This window comes from Dyella sp. 2RAB6 (assembly GCF_052115385.1).
Lineage (GTDB): Bacteria > Pseudomonadota > Gammaproteobacteria > Xanthomonadales > Rhodanobacteraceae > Dyella_D.
Window position 1 is genome coordinate 156,627 of record NZ_JBFRGP010000003.1, and the last position, 17,223, is coordinate 173,849.

Sequence of the window (17,223 nt, forward strand, 5' to 3'; positions counted from 1 at the left end):
GTGGCGACGATTCATGCAGCTACATGTGCTCCGCTTCATCCCACCGCGGAGAGTTCGAGCGATGACGCATCCCCTGAGAGAGCGTTCGGCCATCCGGGCACAAACGTTCCGTCGGCCTTGGTAATGCATCTTCGGTGTGCTTTGCAAATCGAAAGAGACTGCGTCAAGCACCTGCGATGCAAATCGTGCGGTGCGCGCGCGGAGGCGCTGCGCACATGCCTTGAAAATAGCTTCCGGGTGAAAGAACGCGCGCGCCGTTAATGATGTTCAACGATTCGTGCATTCGAAAAAACACGCGGTGCGATCGTGTGTTCAAGGTGTGAAGAACCAAAGCCCGTCATTCCGGCGCAGGCCGGAATCCAGTGGCGACACCGCGTGATTGTCGCGAAACGTTTAAAGCTGAAGCTTCCGCACTCCATATTTCCACGGAGCACATCGCCACTGGATTCCAGCCTGCGCCGGAATGACGGGGCGGGCGCTACGAATGCCTGTGCTGCTTATCCGCCGGCAGTGCCGCCTCGATCCGCTTGTGCAGGCCGTCCAGCATGTTGACCACCTCGTGCACGGTGCCCGCCATCTGGTTCGCCACGTGCAGCAGTTCGCGCGGCTGGTAGTCGTCGTTGTCGAAGTCCAGTCCCATGTCCATCGCACGCGGGCCGTTCAACACCAGCGGAATGTCGGCGGCCAGATTGCTGAGGCTGGCGGCCTGGGTGGCGTAGATGGACGAGTAGGCACGCAGGCGGTCGTTGTCGATCCAGCTGGCGGACTGGTTGGCCACGGCCAGGTCCCAGGCTTCGCGGCGCAGCACCGGCCAGCGGTAATCCAGGTACAGGCCTTCGGGCGCGTTCGCGTGGGCATGCTGGCGGATGGTTTCGTCCGAGGCGTGCGCCTTGATGTCGGCGGCGAGCACGTCGCGGAAATGCGCCAGGTCTTTCGCGCGCGCCTGGTCGTGTTCGGAGATCCGCTGGATCTCGGCCAGGTTCTGCTGAATCTCCGCATCGATGCGCGCGCTGGCCTCGGCGGCCGCCTGCTTGTGGTGGGCATGCTCGATCCATGCCTCCAGCCCCAGCGCGGTGAGGATGCTGAGCACGATCATCAGGTAATGCTTGGCGAAATCCTTCAACGAATGCAGGCGTGTCTTCGGCAATTCGAGGTGCATGGCGGCGTCCGGGCGGCGGTATGCGGGAAACTGCTGAGCCTAGCCGATGGGGCCGTGGGCCGGCAGTGCGGGAAGCCCGGCCGGCTATGCTCGACCGGGCTTGCAAAGCGGCTGCAGCAGCGGCATCTGTTTTTCCATCTTTTCGATCGCGAGGTGACCCATGAGCTTGAACGTTTGTCTGGCGGGCGCCACCGGCTGGGCCGGTTCCGAACTGGCCCGCGGCCTGGCCGCCGCCGATGGCCTGAAGCTGGTCAGCGCCATCTCGCGCAAGCACGCCGGCAGCACGCTGGGGCAGGCGCTGGGCGACGCGCGGCTCGATGCGCCGGTATTCGCCAGCGCCGCCGAGGCGCTGGCCAGGCCGGTCGACGTGTTCATGGAGTACACCAAGCCGGACAGCGCGAAGGCGAATATCCTCGCCGCGCTCGAACATGGCGCGCACGTGGTGGTCGGCACGTCGGGACTGAGCGACGAGGACTACGCGCGCATCGACGAGGCCGCGCTCGCCAAGGGCCGCGCCGTGCTCGCCTGCGGCAACTTCGCGCTCACCATGGTGCTGCTGCAGAAATTCGCCGAGCAGGCGGCGAAGTACATCCCCAGCTGGGAAATCATCGACTACGCCTACGAGGGCAAGCCGGACGCGCCCAGCGGCACGGTGCGCGAGCTGGCCGGACGCCTGGGCCAGGTGCGCCAGCCGCAGCTGGGCCTGCCGCTGGACCAGACCAAGGGCGTGCGCGAAACGCGCGGCGGCACGCTGGGCGGCGCGCAGGTGCATGCGGTGCGCCTGCCGGGCTTCGTGCTCGGCGCCGAGGTGATCTTCGGCATGCCGGACCAGACCCTCAGCTTGCGCCACAACGCAGGCAGCAGCGCCAGGCCTTATGTCGACGGTGCCTTGCTGGCGATCCGCAAGGTCTCGGGCCTGGCGCCCGGCGTGCACCGCGGCCTGGACCAGGTGCTGGACCTGTAAGCGTCAGCCGTGCGCCTTGCCGGCGTCTTCCTGCGCCAGTGCATGCACCAGATGGCCTTCCAACTGGTGCAGGTGCGACTGGACCTCTTGCGAGGTATGGATCATCTGGCGCAGCACGGTGACGAATTCCAGCGGGTCGACCGGTGCGCCGAGGTCGATCCGCGTGTGCAGCGCCGCCATGCTCGGCGCATTGAGCAGGATCACGCTGTCGTGGGTGATCCAGTCCGAGGCATTGCGCAGGTCCGCATAGGCGGCGGAATAGCGGCGTAGATCGACGTCATCCATCCAGCTCGCCGACTGGTTGGCCACCGCGACGTCCCAGGCCTGCGAGGCGAAGGTCGGCCAGTTGACGCTCAGCTTGAACGAGGCGCGGCGCGCGCGGATATGCTCGTTGACGACGGCGGCCGCGGCACCGTCGCGGATGTCCTGGCTTACTGCCGTGTCGAGTTCGTTCAACGGCGCGATCAAGGCCTCGTTCGCCTTGATCGAGGAGCGCACGTCGTCGAGATTGCCCTGGATCTCGGCGCGGATCTGCCGGTTCGCGGTCTCGCCCGCATGCGCATGATGCGAGTGCTCGATCCACGCCTCCAGCCCCAGCGCGGTGAGAATGCTGAGCACGATCATCAGATAGTGCTTGCTGAAGTCCTTCAGCGAATGCAAACGCATTTTCGGCAGTTCGAGATGCATGTCGTACGTCTCGGCAAGGCTGGAGGAGGCGCAGCGTAGCCGATCCCGGCGCCGTGCAGCAGTGCGCCTAGCCGGCTTCGAACAGGTCGCCCTGGGCGACGAAACTGTCCTGTTCGACGAAGCCGGACAGCCCCACGCCGACCAATCGATAGCGGCTGTCCGCCGGCCGCTCCACGCGGGCGCGCAGGGCGCAGGCCAGGTCGGCCAGCTCCTGCGCGGAGATCGGCCTGGTGGATGGCGTCAGGCTGCGCGTCAGCGTGTGGAAGTCGCTGGTCTTCAGCTTCAGCACCACGGTGCGCGCGATGCGGCCGTGTTCGCCCTCCGCCTCGCGCTCGTGCGCGGCCCAGGTCTTTTCGGCCAGGCGGCGGATATGCGGCTCCAGCTCGTCCAGGGTGAGGTCGCTGGCGAAGGTGTCTTCGGCGGAGACCTGCAGGGTGGGGCGGTCCGGTTCCACCGCGTGCTCGTCGATACCCAGCGACAGCTCGTGCAGGCGCCGGCCCCAGCGGCCGAAGCGCTGTTCCAGTTCCTCCGCCGCGAAGGCGCGCAGGTCGCCCACGGTGGCGATGTTCATCGCGGTCAGCTTCGCCTCCATCACCTTGCCCACGCCGGGCAGGCGGCCCACCGCCAGCGGGGCGAGGAAGTCCAGGATCTGGTGCGGGCGGATCACGAACAGGCCGTCCGGTTTGTTCCAGTCCGACGCGATCTTGGCCAGGAACTTGTTCGGCGCCACGCCGGCGGAGGCGGTGAGCCGGGTTTCCTCGCGGATCGCCGCGCGGATCGCCTCAGCCGTGGCGGTGGCGGAGGGCAGCGCGGTGATGGAGGTGGTGACGTCGAGATACGCCTCGTCCAGCGACAGCGGCTCGATCAGCTCGGTATGCCGCGAGAAGATTTCGCGCACCTGCCGCGACACCGCCTTGTAGCGGCCGAAATCCGGCGGCACGAAAATCGCCTGCGGACACAGCCGCTCGGCGCGCACCGCCGGCATCGCCGAACGCACGCCGAACTTGCGCGCCTCGTAGCTGGCCGCGCACACCACCGAGCGCGCGCCGCGCCACGCCACCACCACCGGCTTGCCGCGAAGCTCCGGGGCGTCGCGCTGCTCCACCGACGCGTAGAAGGCGTCCATGTCGATGTGGATGATCTTGCGCGGGACGGAGGGCACGAACGGGTGGCGGCGTGGCGTGGACGGTGGCGAGAGTTAAGCACGGAACCGCGCCTGCCGGCGGCAACGCGACAGATTAGGTCGATTCAAGTCGTCCAGGGTGAAGCCAGATCGCGCCCGTCGGCGTAGTTTCTTAAGTGCGAAATAATGATTTCGCGGTTTTGAATAGAAAAATCTGGTTTTATCAAAGGGGGAACTTCGAATGAAAGTATTAATTCTTCTGTTGCTGGCTTGCATGCCCTTGGCGACTGCTGCGGCTGATATACATCTAACCGGTCCAGTGGTCGGATTCCAAATGCGCAGCGCTGAGGAGCGGTGTTATGCGGCGATCGCCGATCCGGCTAACCCGTACTACGGCAATGGCTATTTTCACATCGAAAGTAAGGCGATGTGCTCGATGGCGAAAGCGGCGTTTCTCACCGGAATATCCGTTGCCGCGCTAGGCAAGGTCGAATCGTCCGGCGAAACCAACAGCATATCGCACCTGGAAATGGTCAGGGCCGGAGCCAGGCCGTACTGGCCGCCCTATGGACATCCTTGATGGGGTCGGCATGGCTACTTCAGCGAAGCGATGGTTATCACGGCTGGGTCTGCTGCTTGGCCTTGCCTTATGTGGAGCGTTTCCGTCGTGGGCTAACGGTGGGGTGCGGTTCGTCTACCGTTTCGATACCCGGCCGCCGGAACAAATCTTTGCTTCCGGTTTTTCCCCGCGGGGAAGCGATACCAGTCTGATACGGCACGTGCTGGCGTGGACGGAAGAGAGCGCTTTTGTCGCCGCCACGTCGAGCCTGGAAGTGGCGACGAGTCTGGCGATCACCTACCTTGAGGCCAATCCTGGCGCCGTCGGCTTCATTTATCGGATCCAGGCTGACGAGAGCTTTTACGAAGCGATCCCCAGTCTGGAACATTTTCTCGCGCAGGAAAGGGGCGCTGGCATCGATCCGCGTCACTACTATACGGAGAGGGGTCTCGACTACGTCATCCCACAGTTCACCTGGCAACGAGAGTTCGTGGCGACTGTTCCGATCAGGCTGTCATCGATTTCGTGGGCCCTCTCGTATTCCAGTGAACGTGGAACGGACAACAATTTCCACGTGCGGCCAGGTTCGTATCGGCATAACACGGCATGGACGGGGGATAGCGCTACTTTCGCCAACACCGCGCCTTACACAGTGACCTGGCCAGAGGACGATGCATCCTCATCTCCGTCACTTGCCATATGCTCGCCGGCTGTCGGTGCCATATCTCAACCCGCGGGAATGAACTGTACGAATGATGTGTACGGGGCCGCCGAGGGCGGCGCGGAAGATGGCGATCCTATCCATCTGGCGTTGCTGCCGTCCTGTGCGTCGCCGAAGGAAAAGCGCGGCGATTCCATCCGGTTCTGTTTTTCCGCCCTGCGGATCGTGAACATGTCGAGCAGGATGCGGGTCGATGCAGAGATTCAATCGGAAGTCGGCGCGGGCGAGAACTGGCGCTGGCGGAAGAACGACGATCTCTGACTCCGTTGGCCTTCTCGCAAACCCGGCGGCGGATCTACCCGATCCGCCGCCGGGTTTGCTCATTCCTGCCGATCCGCCGGCGCGGCGCTTGAAGGCCTCGCGCCGGCCCGCAGATCACGTGCACTTACCGCCCCGCCTGCCAAGCTGGGCGGCATCCACGTGAGGAAAAGCTGCAATGAAGATCCTGATGGTGCTGACGTCGCACGACCGCCTGGGCGACACCGGCCGCAAGACCGGTTTCTGGCTGGAAGAGTTCGCCGCGCCGTACTACGCGTTCAAAGATGCCGGCGCGCAGCTCGTGCTGGCCTCGCCCAAGGGCGGCCAGCCCCCGCTCGATCCCAAGAGCGACGACGCCGACGCGCAGACCGACGCCACCCGCCGCTTCCGCGCCGACGCCAAGGCGGTGGAGGCGCTGGCCCACACGCTGCCACTGGCCGAGGCGGCCAAGGCGCAGTACGACGCGGTGTTCTATCCCGGCGGGCATGGTCCGCTGTGGGACCTGGCCGAGGACCAGCATTCCGCCGAGCTGATCGAACGCACCTATGCGGCCGGCAAGCCGGTGGGTGCGGTGTGCCACGGGCCGGCGGTGTTCCGCCACACGCGCTTCAAGGGCGAGCCGCTGGTGCGCGGCAAGCGCGTCACCGGTTTCACCAATGGCGAAGAGGCCGCGGTGGGCCTGACCGAGGTGGTGCCGTTCCTGGTCGAGGACATGCTCAAGGCGCATGGCGCGGAGTACTCGAAGAAGGCCGACTTCCATCCGTATGCCGTCACCGACGGCAACCTGGTGACCGGGCAGAACCCAGCCTCGTCGGTGGATGCGGCCAAGGCCGTGCTGGCGCTGCTGCGCAGCGAGGGCTGAACCCGGCACGCGGTGGGGACGGGCAGGCCGCGCCACGTCCTGCCCGAGCTCCATGCTCCCGCGCATAGGGCATAGGTCATCAGTCATGAGGGGGCGTCCCGGGTTATCGTCGACGCTTATGACTGACACTTCTCCTTCCTACCTCCGCCGTCTCGGCACCTGGGACGCCGCCGCCATCGTGATCGGCGGCGTGATCGGCGGCGGCATCTTCCGCAGCACCTCCACCGTGGCCGAGCGCACCTCGTCCGGCGCGCAATTGCTGGTGCTATGGGCGATCGGCGGCGCGCTCACCCTGGCCGGGGTGCTGTGCTACGCGGAACTCGGCGCGCGGCGGCCGCAGGCGGGTGGCATCTACATCTATCTGCGCGAAGCGTTCGGCCAGCTGCCGGCGTTCCTGTTCGGATGGACCATGGCGCTGATCAACTATCCGGGCAGCGTGGCGGCGGTGGCGACCACCTTTGCCGATTACCTCTGCGCCGCGGTGGGCCTGCCCTTGATGTGGGTGAAGCCGATGGCAGCGGCGGCGATCCTGTTTATCGTGGGCGTGAATTTCTTCGGCATCCGCGCCGGTTCGCGCATGCTCAACGTGTTCACCGTGCTGAAGCTGGCGGCCATCGCCATGCTGGTGGCGACGGCGCTGGTGCTGGCGCGCGGCCATTTCGGCATGGCGCTGGCGCCGGATCCGGTGCACCAGGCGCGGCCCTGGGATTTCCTCGGCGCGCTGCTGCCGGTGCTGTTCACCTATGGCGGCTTCCATTACCTCAACGACCTCGCCGGCGAAGTGCGCGAACCGCAGCGCACGCTGCCGCGCGCGCTGGGCCTGGGCCTGGCGGCGGTGGTGCTGTGCTATCTGCTGGTCAACTTCGCTTACCTGGCCGGGCTCGGCCATGCGGGTCTGGCCGCCAGCCACGCGCCGGCCGCGGACCTGATGCACAAGCTGTTCGGCGACGCCGGCGCGCGGGTGATGGCGATCGGCATCGCCTGTTCCACCTTCGGCTATTGCAGCATCGCCATCGCCGGTGGCGCGCGCGTGCTGCAGACCATGGGCGCGGACGGCATGTTCTTCCGCGCGGTAGGGCGCATCGACCCGCAGTCGCGCGCGCCGCAGGTGGCGCTGGCGGTGCTCGGCGGCTGGGCCATCGTGCTGGTGCTGTCCGGCAGCTTCGGCCAGCTGCTCAACTACACCACGGTGGGCGAGTGGCTGTTCCATGCGTTCGGCATCGCCACGCTGTTCTGGTATCGCCGCCGTTTCGCGGCGGAGCCGGCGCCGTATCGGGTGCCGTTCTATCCGGTGCTGCCGTTTCTGTTCGTGTTGACGGTGCTGGGTGTGATTGCCGCGACGGTGCTGGATTCGCCCGGCGATGCAGGCATGAGTCTGCTGCTGGTGCTGGTCGGTGTGCCGGTCTATCTGGTGTGGCGTGCGTGGCAGCGGCGGCAAGGTCCGGCGTGACGCCGTAGGTTGGGGTGAGCGCAGCGAACCCCAACCGGTGCTGCCGGATGCCGTGCTGTTGGGGTTCACTGCGTTCACCCCAACCTACGTCGCTCCAGTCGGGGCGAAGGAGTAGCGCGTGAAGCGATGGCATACGTTCGGCTGCTTGGTATTCGCATCCCTGTGCGGCGGGTCTGCCGTGGCCGGACAGCTGGCCGATCTCGGACAGCCCTCAGCCAAAGTCGCGCTCGAACAGGTGCAGCGCGGTGCCCATGAAGTGCGCGATGGCGCGGCCGTGCTGCAGCCCTTCGTGTTCCAGCCCGCCGCAGCGCCGCATCTGACCATCGCACCCGCAGGCACTTGGGACTGGAGCAGCCAGGGCGAACTGCACCTGCGCGTGCAGAGCGGCATGGATTGGGCGGTGACGCTGCGCATCGATATCGACGGCGCCGGCAAGGATCAGGCGCTGCACGCCACCGTCGGCATTCCTGCCGGTCCTCCGCAGACCGTGGTCGTGCCGCTGCACGCCGCTTCGCCGCGCGCGCAGGGCATGCAGGTGGGGCCGCCGATGCCGTACGACAGCAAGGGTCAGCGCGTGCTGGTCGCCACCGTGGTCGAAGGCCAGCTCGATCTGCACAAGGTCGCGTCGGTGCGCCTGAGCATGCCCGCGCCGCAGGCGGCGCAGACGCTGCTGTTCGGCAAGCTGGAGACAGTGGCCGGCGACGCGGCGCTGCGCGGTGCCTACACCGCCATCGTCGACGGCTATGGCCAGTACACGCGCGGCCAGTGGCCGGAGAAGATCGACAGCGATGTCGCGCTGCGCGCCGCGCAGGCCAGGCTGGTGGATGCGCCATCGCCGGCAAAGCGCGACCCCTACGGCGGCCGCCGCGAGCTGCCTTCGTTCAAAGCCACCGGCTGGTTCCACACCGAGCGCCGCGACGGTCGCTGGTCGCTGGTGACGCCGGAAGGCCATGCGTTCTTCTCGCTGGGCGTCAATGCGGTGACCACGGAGCAGCGCAGCTACGTGCAAGGCCGCGAATGGATGTTCGTCGGCTTGCCGCCGGACAGCGGTGCGTGGCGAGCGTTCTACGGCAGCAGCGACAACCGCTCGCCCGATGCACAGGCCGCGGCCGGCATCGGCTACAACCACGGGCGCTGGTTCGATTTCTACGCGGCCAACCTGTATCGCCTGGATGGTGCGAACTGGCCACAGGCCTGGCGCGCACGTACCACCGCACGCCTGCGCGCATGGGGTTTCAACACGCTGGGCAACTGGAGCGACCAGGCCCTCGCCGGCGAACGCACGAACCGCCTGGCCTACACCCGCTCGATCGAAGTGGCCGGCGTGTTCGGCAATGTGTCCAGCGGCTACGACTATTGGGGCCGCATGCCCGACCCGTTCGACCCGCGCTTCGCACAGGCCGCCGAAGCGGCCGTGGTGAAAGCGTCGAAAGGCGCGCAGAACGATCCCTGGCTGCTGGGCTACTTCGCCGATAACGAATTGCCGTGGGCCGGGCAGGGGCCGCAGGGGCGCTGGGGTCTGGCGCTGGGCACGCTGCGCGGCGAGGCGCGCAGCGATGCGAAGCAGGCGTTCATCGCCGCGCTCAAGCGCAAGTACGGCGAGCCGGCGAAGCTGGCCGCGGCCTGGGGCATCGCATTGAATGCGTGGGATGCGCTCAACGCCACCGGCTATGACGCACCCTTGCCGGGCGAGGCGCATCCGGCGATCGCCGCCGACTACAGCGCGTGGCTGCAGCAATACGCCGAGCAATATTTCCGCGTGGTCAGCGAGGCGCTGCACCGGCACGATCCGCATCATCTGTTCCTCGGCGGCCGCTTCGCGGTGAATACGCCGGAAGCCGTCGCCGCCTGCGCGCGCTATTGCAATGTGCTCAGCTTCAATGCCTATACCGACGTGCCGCAGCACGGCGTGGACATGGCCGCGATCGCCAAGCTCGGCAAGCCGGTGCTGCTTACCGAATTCCATTTCGGCTCGGACGACCGCGGGCCGTTCGGCCGCGGCGTGGTGCCGGTGTGGAACGAGGCGCAGCGCGGCGAGGCGTATGCGCGCTATGTGCAGGCGGCGGCGAAGGATCCGAACGTGGTCGGCGCGCACTGGTTCGAATACACCGACCAGCCGGTCAACGGCCGCACGCTCGATGGCGAGAACTCGCACGTCGGCCTGGTCGGCATCACCGACCTGCCGTTCAAGAGTTTCGTCGAAGCAGTGCGCAAGGCCAACGAGCAGGCGGACGCCCGTTGATCAACCGGCCGATCAACCGGCCGATCAACCGGCGAGGCTGGTGACTGCGCCGAACGCCACCAGCATGATCACTGCCACCGCGAGGCAGGCGCTGGTCGGCTTGATGCGCCGCGCGTCGATGCGCGGCACCAGCCGCCACAGCAGGGCGGCGCCGACCAGCATGTTCAGCACGATGGCGGCGCGCCAGCCGGCGGTGTGCAGCAGCGGGAGCGGATCGACCTTCGCGCCGTGCTTCATCAGCACCGTGCCGACCACGATCACGTCCAGCAGCATCCACAGCAGGCAGGCCAGGTAGGTGCGGTTGAACACCACCGGGCTGCGCTCGATCCAGCGCAGCACCGCCCACGCGATGATCGCCACGAACAGGCCGCCGATGCTGCTGTAGAGCACCCACCACAGCAGGCTGCTGAGCAGGATCAGGAAGGTGTTCATGCCTGCTCTGCTCCCAGTCCCAGGCGGCGCAGCAGCTTGTCCATCAGCCAGGCGGGGCCGACCAGCAGATACGACAGGTCGGTAAGAAAGCTGGGGCGGCGGCCTTCGATCGCATGCCCGACGAACTGGCCGACCCAGGCGATGGCGAACACCGCCACGGCGCTCCAGCGCAAAGTGCTCGGGCCGTATTGCGCGTACAGCCACGCGGTGGGCAGGTCCAGCAGCACGAAGGCCACCAACATCGCGCCGCCCATGCGCCGCGAATGCTTCCAGTACCAGGCGAAGGCCAGCACCTGCGCCGCCACCGACCAGAAGCCCGGGCGACCGAGCAGGCCCGGCACCGGGATCGTCCACAGCAGGGCGATCGCACTCCACAGGATCAGCGGCACGCACACTTCGTGCAGCCGCTGGTTGACGGGGTGGCGATGGTCGGCGGCGTAGCTGTCCAGCCAGGCGCCCATGCCGGTGCGCGGTTCCGCGGTATGCATGGCGCGGCTCAGCCCAGCTCGATGCCGGCGAGGCGGCGCAGCGCCTCGGCGTACTTGGCGGCGGTGCGGTCGATCACCTCAGCCGGCACGCTCGGGCCCGGCGCCTGCTTGTTCCAGTCCAGCGTTTCCAGGTAGTCGCGCACGAACTGCTTGTCGTAGCTGGGCGGGCTGATGCCGACCTGGTATTCGTCGGCCGGCCAGTAGCGCGAGGAGTCGGGCGTGAGCATCTCGTCCATCACGTAGAGCTTGCCGTGCTCGTCGGTGCCGAATTCCAGCTTGGTGTCGGCCAGGATGATGCCGCGCTCGGCGGCATAGGCGGCGGCCCACTGGTAGAGGGTGAGCGTGGCTGCGCGGACCTGCTCGGCCAGCTCCGCGCCGACCGCGGCGACCACCGCGTCGAAACTGACGTTCTCGTCGTGGTCGCCCACCGCGGCCTTGGTCGACGGGGTGAAGATCGGTGCCGGCAACTGCTGCGCCTGCTGCAGGCCGCCCGGCAGCTGGATGCCGCAGACCGCGCCGGTGGCGCGGTAGTCCTTCCAGCCCGAACCGATCAGATAGCCGCGCGCGATCGCCTCCACCGGCACCGGCTTCAGCCGGCGCGCGACCACGGCGCGCTGTTCGTACAGCGCCGGATCGATGCCGGCGGGCAGCACCTCGGCCAGCGGCGTGTGCAGCAGGTGGTTCGGCACCAGGTGGGCGGTCTTGGCAAACCAGAAGTTGGAGATCTGGGTGAGCATTTCGCCCTTGCCGGGGATCGGGTCGGGCAGCACCACGTCGAAGGCGGACAAGCGATCCGTGGCGACGATCAGCAGGCGGTTGCCCGGCAGCGCGTAGACGTCGCGCACCTTGCCGCGGTGGAGCAGTTCCAGGCCAGGGAGATCGGATTGCAGCAGGGTGGTGGGCACGGCGGGCTCCTGGGTTGATCTGGCGTGGGACGAGGCGGGCGGGGCAAGCCGCCTATTGTAGCGGCGGGCGGGCCGCGGATCGTCCTGGCGGGGCTGCTAGTATGGGAGTCTTTAGCCCCTCTCCTGTGTCGCCGATGCGCCTCGCCCCGACCGCGGTACTCGTCCTCGCCGCCAGCCTTCCCGCTCATGCCGTAGCGCCGCCCAAGCCCGCGCGGGTAGGCCTGTGCGCGGCCTGCCACGGCGAAACCGGCATCGCGCAGATTCCCGGCGCGCCGCACCTGGCGGGGCAGAAGGCCGACTACCTGCGCGAGGCCCTGCGCCAGTACCGCGACGGCCGCCGCAAGGCGCCGATCATGCAGGCGGCGATCGGCCCGGTCAGCGAGGCGGACCTGGACGAACTGGCCCGCTGGTACAGCCAGCAGGCGCCGCTGAAGGCGCAGCCATGAATATTTCCTGGACCCTGGTGCTGGCCTTCCTGGGCCTGGTGTTCGGCCACAGCCTGTCGACCATGATCGCCGGCGGTGTGGTCGGCTTCGTCATCGACAGCATGCGCCAGAGCACCCAGCGCCGCCGTGCACCGGCGGCGGGCGGCTATATCGGGCCGCTGTACGCCCTGCTGGGTGCGGTGGCGAAGTCGGACGGGCGCGTGTCCGAGGCGGAGATCGCCGTGGCCGAGCGCCTGATGTCGCGCATGGGCCTGCCCGCCGAGCAGCGCCAGCAGGCGGTCGCCGCGTTCAATGCCGGCAAGCAGCCGGAATTCGACGTGACGCCGGCCATCGAAGAGCTGCGCCAATGGGTCGGCGTGCGCCGCGACCATGCCTTCCCGGTGCTGGACGTGGTGATCGACACCGTGCTGGCCGAGGGCAACCCGCCACCGGAAAAGATGGCGATCCTGCGCCAGCTCGCGTTCGCCCTGCGCGTCAGCGACATGGAGCTGATGGCGCTGATGGCGATGAAGGGCTACGCCTGGAACGCCGGCGCCAACTACCGCGGCCCGGGCTATGGCCAGGGCAACGGCTATGCGCCGCCGCAGCGCAATACCAACGGCCCCGATCCGTACACCGTGCTGGGCATCGGCCGCGAGGTCGACGACCGTGCGGTGAAGCGCGCCTACCGCAAGCTGATTTCCGAGCACCATCCCGACCGCCTGGGCGACCTGCCGGAGGACATGCGCAAGCGGGCCGAAGCGCGCGCCAGCGAGATCAACGCGGCGTACGAGCGGATCAAGGCCGAGCGCGGCTTCAAGTAAGCCCGGCCGCCGTTATCGGCGGTGCTAGGCTCCCCCTGTTTTCCCCTTGCATGCGCCAGCCCATGAAACAGCCCAACGTCATCGCCCCCTCGATCCTCTCCGCCGACTTCGCCCGCCTGGGCGAGGACACCGCCAAGGCCCTGGCCGCCGGCGCGGACTGGGTGCATTTCGACGTGATGGACAACCATTACGTGCCCAACCTGACGATCGGCCCGATGGTGCTCAAGGCGCTGCGCGGCTACGGCGTCACCGCGCCGATCGACGTGCACCTGATGGTCAAGCCGGTGGACCGCATCGTGCCGGACTTCGCCAAGGCGGGCGCGAGCCTGATCAGCTTCCATCCGGAAGCCAGCGAGCACGTGGACCGCACCATTGGCCTGATCAAGGATTCCGGCTGCCAGGCCGGCCTGGTGTTCAACCCGGCCACGCCGCTGAACTGGCTGGACCACGTGCTGGACAAGCTCGACCTGGTGCTGATCATGTCGGTCAACCCGGGTTTCGGCGGGCAGAAGTTCATCCCGCACGCGCTGGACAAGCTGCGCGAGGTGCGCCGCCGCATCGACGAGAGCGGCCGCGCGATCCGGCTGGAAGTGGATGGCGGCGTCACCGCGGACAATATCGGCGCGATCGGCGCCGCCGGCGCGGATACCTTCGTGGCGGGCTCGGCCATCTTCAATGCGCCGGACTACCGGGCGGTGATCCAGGCCATGCACGCCCAGCTGGGCGCTTGAGCTTCGGGCAATAAAAATCCCGGCGCGGGGAAGCGCCGGGATAAGACGTCGGAACGACGTCAGAGGAGACCACGCTGGCTGCGCCCTACGCTCCTGCGTGTTCCACGGCAATGGATTCGGGCGCCACCGCAAGGTCTGACCGGGCATTCCCCGGTTGGTTCCTTGCGAGACGAAAATATTTCCGCCGCATAAAAAAACCCCGCGAGGGAGCGGGGCGGAACTCACCGTCCGGAGGAGGACGGGAAGGGGGCACTCGGTCAGCGCTGCTTGCCGTGCGGCGGGCTGCTTGCCCCGGCGGTCCGGCACGCTTCCCTGCGCACCGGCCGCCCATGCCTTCCACGGCAGTTCGCTGCAGATGGTCAGTGGATGCTCATCACCAGGCCCAGCAGCAGGGCGCCGAGGGCCAGCACCACGCGCAGGGGTTCGAAGCTGCGCAGTTCGGCGTTGGGATCGGTCGGTTCGGGCTTGCTCATGGCGGCATCCGGGGTGTTGGCGGGTGCTGCACATGAGGCGCCCGCGGCGGGCGCGCGGCCCGGCAGGGTGCGGGCGAAGGCCCGACGGCGTCTGGCAAAACGCGGGCAGCGACGGCCCCCGCCTTGCGCCGGGCGAGCCCGCATAGCACCCTGCGCGCCATCCGCACCGAGAGGGACTGCTCCATGGGCCGCAGCATTGCCATTGTCGAAGACGAACCGTTGATCCGCGCCAACTATGTCGAGGCGCTCAACCGCTTCGGCTACGACACGCGCGGCTACGGCTCGCGCCGGGAGGCTTCGACCGCCTTCGCCATGCGCCTGCCGGAGCTGGTGATCATCGACATCGGCCTGGGCGACGAACCGGAAGGCGGCTTCGACCTGTGCCGCGAACTGCGCGCCAAGTCGCCCACGCTGCCGATCATCTTCCTCACCGCGCGCGATTCGGATTTCGACGTGATCTCCGGCCTGCGCCTGGGCGCCGACGATTACCTGAGCAAGGACACCAGCCTGCACCAGCTGGCCGCGCGCATCGCCGCGCTGTTCCGCCGCATCGAGTCGATGAAGGCGCCGGCGTCCAGCGAGACGGTGATCGAGCACGGTCCGCTCAAGCTCGAATCCGAGCGCATGCGCATCACCTGGAAGAACGAAGAGATTCCGCTCACCGTCACCGAGTTCTGGATGGTGCACACCCTGGTGCGCTTCCCCGGCCACGTGAAGAACCGCGACCAGCTGATGCGCGAAGCCGAGCTGGTGGTGGACGACGCCACCATCACCTCGCACATCAAGCGCATCCGCAAGAAGTTCATCGCGGTGGCACCGGAGTTCGATGCGATCGAGACGGTGCACGGCGTGGGCTATCGCTGGCGCCCTTGAGCGGCCCGGCCAGTCGATGACTCTGCGCCGCAAGCTGCTGCTCGTCGCCCTGTGCACCCTGGCCCTGCCCGTGGCGGGCTGGCTGTACGTGCGCCAGATGGAAACCCTGCTGCGCGAAGGACAGGCGCAGGCGCTGGTAGCGTCGGCGCGCGCCGTGGCGCGCAGCCTGGTGGTGACGCATGCGCCGCTGCCGTCGAATGAGATCGGCTGGTATGTGCAGCAGGCGGTCAATCCGATCACGGTCGACGGTTACGGCGACGACTGGGCCCCGCTGACGCCGTGGAGCCAGGCCCTGGGCAAGCGCGGCAAGCTGCTGCTGGCCGAGGACCGCGACTGGCTCTATCTCTACGTCGACGTGCGCAGCACGCATCGCACCCGGGCCGACGCGGCCGACGCCAATGCGCTGGCGGCGGATCACCTGATCCTGGGCCTGCGCAAGGGCGGCCAGCTGCGCCGCTACCTGATCGCCAGTGCCGCGCCGGGGCCGGCCACGGCGCGGCCGCTGGATCCGGCGGTGGAGCGTTTTCCGGAATGGATCGCCACGCAGTGGCAGGAAGACGGCAGCGGTTATCGCGTCGAACTGCGCCTGCCGCGCTCGCTCGGCCTGGACGGCCTGGGCGTCGGCATCTACGACGCCGCGGCGCCGGACGGCGATCCGCAGGCGGCCGACGTGCGCCCGCTGCTGGGCTATTCCACCGAGCTTTCCCACGAACTGGCCCAGCTCGCGCCCGAGAACGTGCGCGCCCGCGTGCTGGCGCCGCAGGGCTGGCTGCTGGCGCGCAGCGGCCGCCTGGGCAACACGGCCGTGCCGGCCAGCGAGCAGCCGGGCTGGTTCGCCTCGCTGGTCTACCGCTCGCTGCTGGCGAACCAGCTGGAGGAGGCCGAGCCCTGGACCGACGACGCGCCGCGTCTGGACGTGCATGAGGTGAACAGCGCCGCTGCCGGCACGCCGTCCACGCTGTGGCGGCAGGGCGAGGCGCGCGGCAGCGTGGTGCTGGCTGCGGCGGTGCCGCTGGAGCGGGGCGGCAAGGTGCAGGGCGTGCTGTTGCTGGAGCAGTCCAGCCGCGCCGTGCCGCTGCTGGCCAACCGCGCCCTGCTGGGCCTGCTGGCGACCAGCTTCGGCGTGCTGCTGGTGGCCGGCGGCATCCTGCTGGCCTTCGCCACGCGGCTGAGCTTGCGCCTGGCGCGCCTGCGCGACGCCGCCGAGCGCGCGCAGGCCAACGATGGACGTCTGGACGGCCAGATGCTGGCGCGCTTCCCGATGACCGACGCGCAGGACGAGATCGGCGATCTGGCGCGCAGCTTCGAGCGCCTGTTCGAAGTGGTCGGTGGTTATACCGACTACCTGCGTACGCTCGCTTCCAAGCTGTCGCATGAACTCAATACACCGCTGGCGATCGTGAAGTCCTCGCTGGACAACCTCGAACACGCCCTGGCCGACCGCGACGCCCTGCCGCCGGAAGCGGCGCCGTACCTGGCCCGCGCCCGCGACGGCGTGGCGCGCCTGGGCACCCTGGTGCGCGCGATGAGCGAAGCCAGCCGGATGGAGCGCGCCATCGCCGCTGCCGAACCCGAGGACGTGGACCTGGCCGAAGTGGTGCGCGGCTGCGCCGAAGCCTACCGGCCGCTGGCTGGCACGCGGCGCATGGAATGCCTGTTGCCGGATGGCCCGCTGCGCCTGCACTGCGCGCCGGAGTTGATTGCGCAGGCGCTGGACAAGCTGTTCGACAACGCGCTGTCGTTCACCCCGGAAGGCGGCTGGATGCGGCTGAGCCTGCGCGCGGCGGGCGATGGCGCCGAGATCGAACTGGCCAACCAGGGCGAGCCATTGCCGGCGGCGATGCAGGGGCGCTTGTTCGATTCGCTGGTGAGCCTGCGCGAGAAAGCCACGCCGGGCGACGTGCCGCATCTGGGCCTGGGTCTGTACGTGGTGCGGCTGGTGGCCGAGCGGCACCATGGGGTGGCGTCGGCGCGGAATCTGGAAGACGGCAGCGGCGTGGCGTTCACGCTGAGCCTGCACGGCATGCCGCGGCAGCGCCTGTAACCC

Annotated in this window: 17 protein-coding genes; 11 read left to right on the plus strand and 6 right to left on the minus strand. The window is 68.0% G+C overall.

What is annotated here, in order from left to right; genetic code table 11:
• Window positions 1-478: 478 nt before the first annotated feature.
• Window positions 479-1,159 (minus strand): hypothetical protein, encoded by a 681-nt coding sequence (locus AB4083_RS06565; RefSeq protein WP_441606969.1) that lies wholly within the window; start codon window positions 1,157-1,159, stop codon window positions 479-481.
• A 160-nt stretch (window positions 1,160-1,319) separates the two neighbouring features.
• On the opposite strand from AB4083_RS06565, the gene dapB reads away from it, so the two are divergent.
• Complete coding sequence (gene dapB / locus AB4083_RS06570) at window positions 1,320-2,123, plus strand: 4-hydroxy-tetrahydrodipicolinate reductase (RefSeq protein ID WP_441606970.1); 804 nt, start codon at window positions 1,320-1,322, stop codon at window positions 2,121-2,123.
• A gap of 3 nt (window positions 2,124-2,126) precedes the next feature.
• Here the strand turns inward: dapB and AB4083_RS06575 are convergent, their stop codons facing one another.
• Together AB4083_RS06575 and dinB are read right to left on the minus strand one after the other, a co-directional pair.
• Window positions 2,127-2,810 (minus strand): hypothetical protein, encoded by a 684-nt coding sequence (locus AB4083_RS06575; protein WP_441606971.1) that lies wholly within the window; start codon window positions 2,808-2,810, stop codon window positions 2,127-2,129.
• Between the two features lie 67 nt (window positions 2,811-2,877).
• Window positions 2,878-3,972 carry a DNA polymerase IV gene (gene dinB, locus AB4083_RS06580; RefSeq protein WP_441606972.1) on the minus strand — a complete coding sequence of 365 codons (1,095 nt, stop codon included), beginning with the start codon at window positions 3,970-3,972 and terminating at the stop codon, window positions 2,878-2,880.
• A 202-nt stretch (window positions 3,973-4,174) separates the two neighbouring features.
• On the opposite strand from dinB, the gene AB4083_RS06585 reads away from it, so the two are divergent.
• The 5 genes from AB4083_RS06585 to AB4083_RS06605 all read left to right on the plus strand — a co-directional run bounded on the left by AB4083_RS06585 (window position 4,175) and on the right by AB4083_RS06605 (window position 10,025).
• Window positions 4,175-4,513, plus strand: coding sequence for a hypothetical protein (locus tag AB4083_RS06585; protein ID WP_441606973.1), 339 nt, complete (start codon window positions 4,175-4,177; stop codon window positions 4,511-4,513).
• A complete protein-coding gene (locus tag AB4083_RS06590) occupies window positions 4,500-5,474 on the plus strand; it encodes a scabin-related ADP-ribosyltransferase (RefSeq protein ID WP_441606974.1) in 975 nt (324 codons plus the stop codon). The genes AB4083_RS06585 and AB4083_RS06590 overlap by 14 nt, the downstream gene beginning before the upstream one ends.
• 175 nt (window positions 5,475-5,649) lie before the next feature.
• A complete protein-coding gene (locus tag AB4083_RS06595; RefSeq protein ID WP_441606975.1) occupies window positions 5,650-6,333 on the plus strand; it encodes a type 1 glutamine amidotransferase domain-containing protein in 684 nt (227 codons plus the stop codon).
• Between the two features lie 118 nt (window positions 6,334-6,451).
• Window positions 6,452-7,783, plus strand: coding sequence for an APC family permease (locus tag AB4083_RS06600; protein ID WP_441606976.1), 1,332 nt, complete (start codon window positions 6,452-6,454; stop codon window positions 7,781-7,783).
• A 118-nt stretch (window positions 7,784-7,901) separates the two neighbouring features.
• Window positions 7,902-10,025, plus strand: a complete 2,124-nt coding sequence (locus AB4083_RS06605; RefSeq protein WP_441606977.1) for a beta-agarase — start codon at window positions 7,902-7,904, stop codon at window positions 10,023-10,025.
• A gap of 24 nt (window positions 10,026-10,049) precedes the next feature.
• On the opposite strand, the gene AB4083_RS06610 is transcribed toward AB4083_RS06605, so the two are convergent.
• From AB4083_RS06610 to AB4083_RS06620, 3 genes are read right to left on the minus strand one after another with little or no spacing between them, the layout of a single operon-like run.
• Window positions 10,050-10,457, minus strand: a complete 408-nt coding sequence (locus AB4083_RS06610) for a hypothetical protein (RefSeq protein WP_441606978.1) — start codon at window positions 10,455-10,457, stop codon at window positions 10,050-10,052.
• Window positions 10,454-10,945: an Mpo1 family 2-hydroxy fatty acid dioxygenase gene (locus AB4083_RS06615; RefSeq protein ID WP_441606979.1), complete on the minus strand. Its 492-nt coding sequence runs from the start codon at window positions 10,943-10,945 to the stop codon at window positions 10,454-10,456. Before AB4083_RS06615 ends, AB4083_RS06610 begins: the two co-directional genes overlap by 4 nt.
• A gap of 8 nt (window positions 10,946-10,953) precedes the next feature.
• Window positions 10,954-11,850 carry a phosphoribosylaminoimidazolesuccinocarboxamide synthase gene (locus tag AB4083_RS06620; RefSeq protein ID WP_441606980.1) on the minus strand — a complete coding sequence of 299 codons (897 nt, stop codon included), beginning with the start codon at window positions 11,848-11,850 and terminating at the stop codon, window positions 10,954-10,956.
• A gap of 134 nt (window positions 11,851-11,984) precedes the next feature.
• Here AB4083_RS06620 and AB4083_RS06625 point away from each other — a divergent pair, with 134 nt between their 5' ends.
• From AB4083_RS06625 to AB4083_RS06645, 5 genes are all read left to right on the plus strand, one after another.
• Entirely contained in the window at window positions 11,985-12,296 is a 312-nt protein-coding gene (locus tag AB4083_RS06625) for a c-type cytochrome (RefSeq protein ID WP_441606981.1), read from the plus strand.
• The gene (djlA, locus tag AB4083_RS06630; RefSeq protein ID WP_441606982.1) at window positions 12,293-13,099 is read left to right on the plus strand and encodes a co-chaperone DjlA; all 807 of its coding nucleotides are present in this window, start codon (window positions 12,293-12,295) and stop codon (window positions 13,097-13,099) included. Before AB4083_RS06625 ends, djlA begins: the two co-directional genes overlap by 4 nt.
• A gap of 50 nt (window positions 13,100-13,149) precedes the next feature.
• Window positions 13,150-13,830: a ribulose-phosphate 3-epimerase gene (gene rpe / locus AB4083_RS06635; RefSeq protein WP_441606983.1), complete on the plus strand. Its 681-nt coding sequence runs from the start codon at window positions 13,150-13,152 to the stop codon at window positions 13,828-13,830.
• A gap of 656 nt (window positions 13,831-14,486) precedes the next feature.
• Complete coding sequence (gene pdsR / locus AB4083_RS06640) at window positions 14,487-15,176, plus strand: proteobacterial dedicated sortase system response regulator (RefSeq protein WP_441606984.1); 690 nt, start codon at window positions 14,487-14,489, stop codon at window positions 15,174-15,176.
• 16 nt (window positions 15,177-15,192) lie between these two features.
• Entirely contained in the window at window positions 15,193-17,220 is a 2,028-nt protein-coding gene (locus AB4083_RS06645; RefSeq protein ID WP_441606985.1) for an ATP-binding protein, read from the plus strand.
• Window positions 17,221-17,223 lie beyond the last annotated feature (3 nt).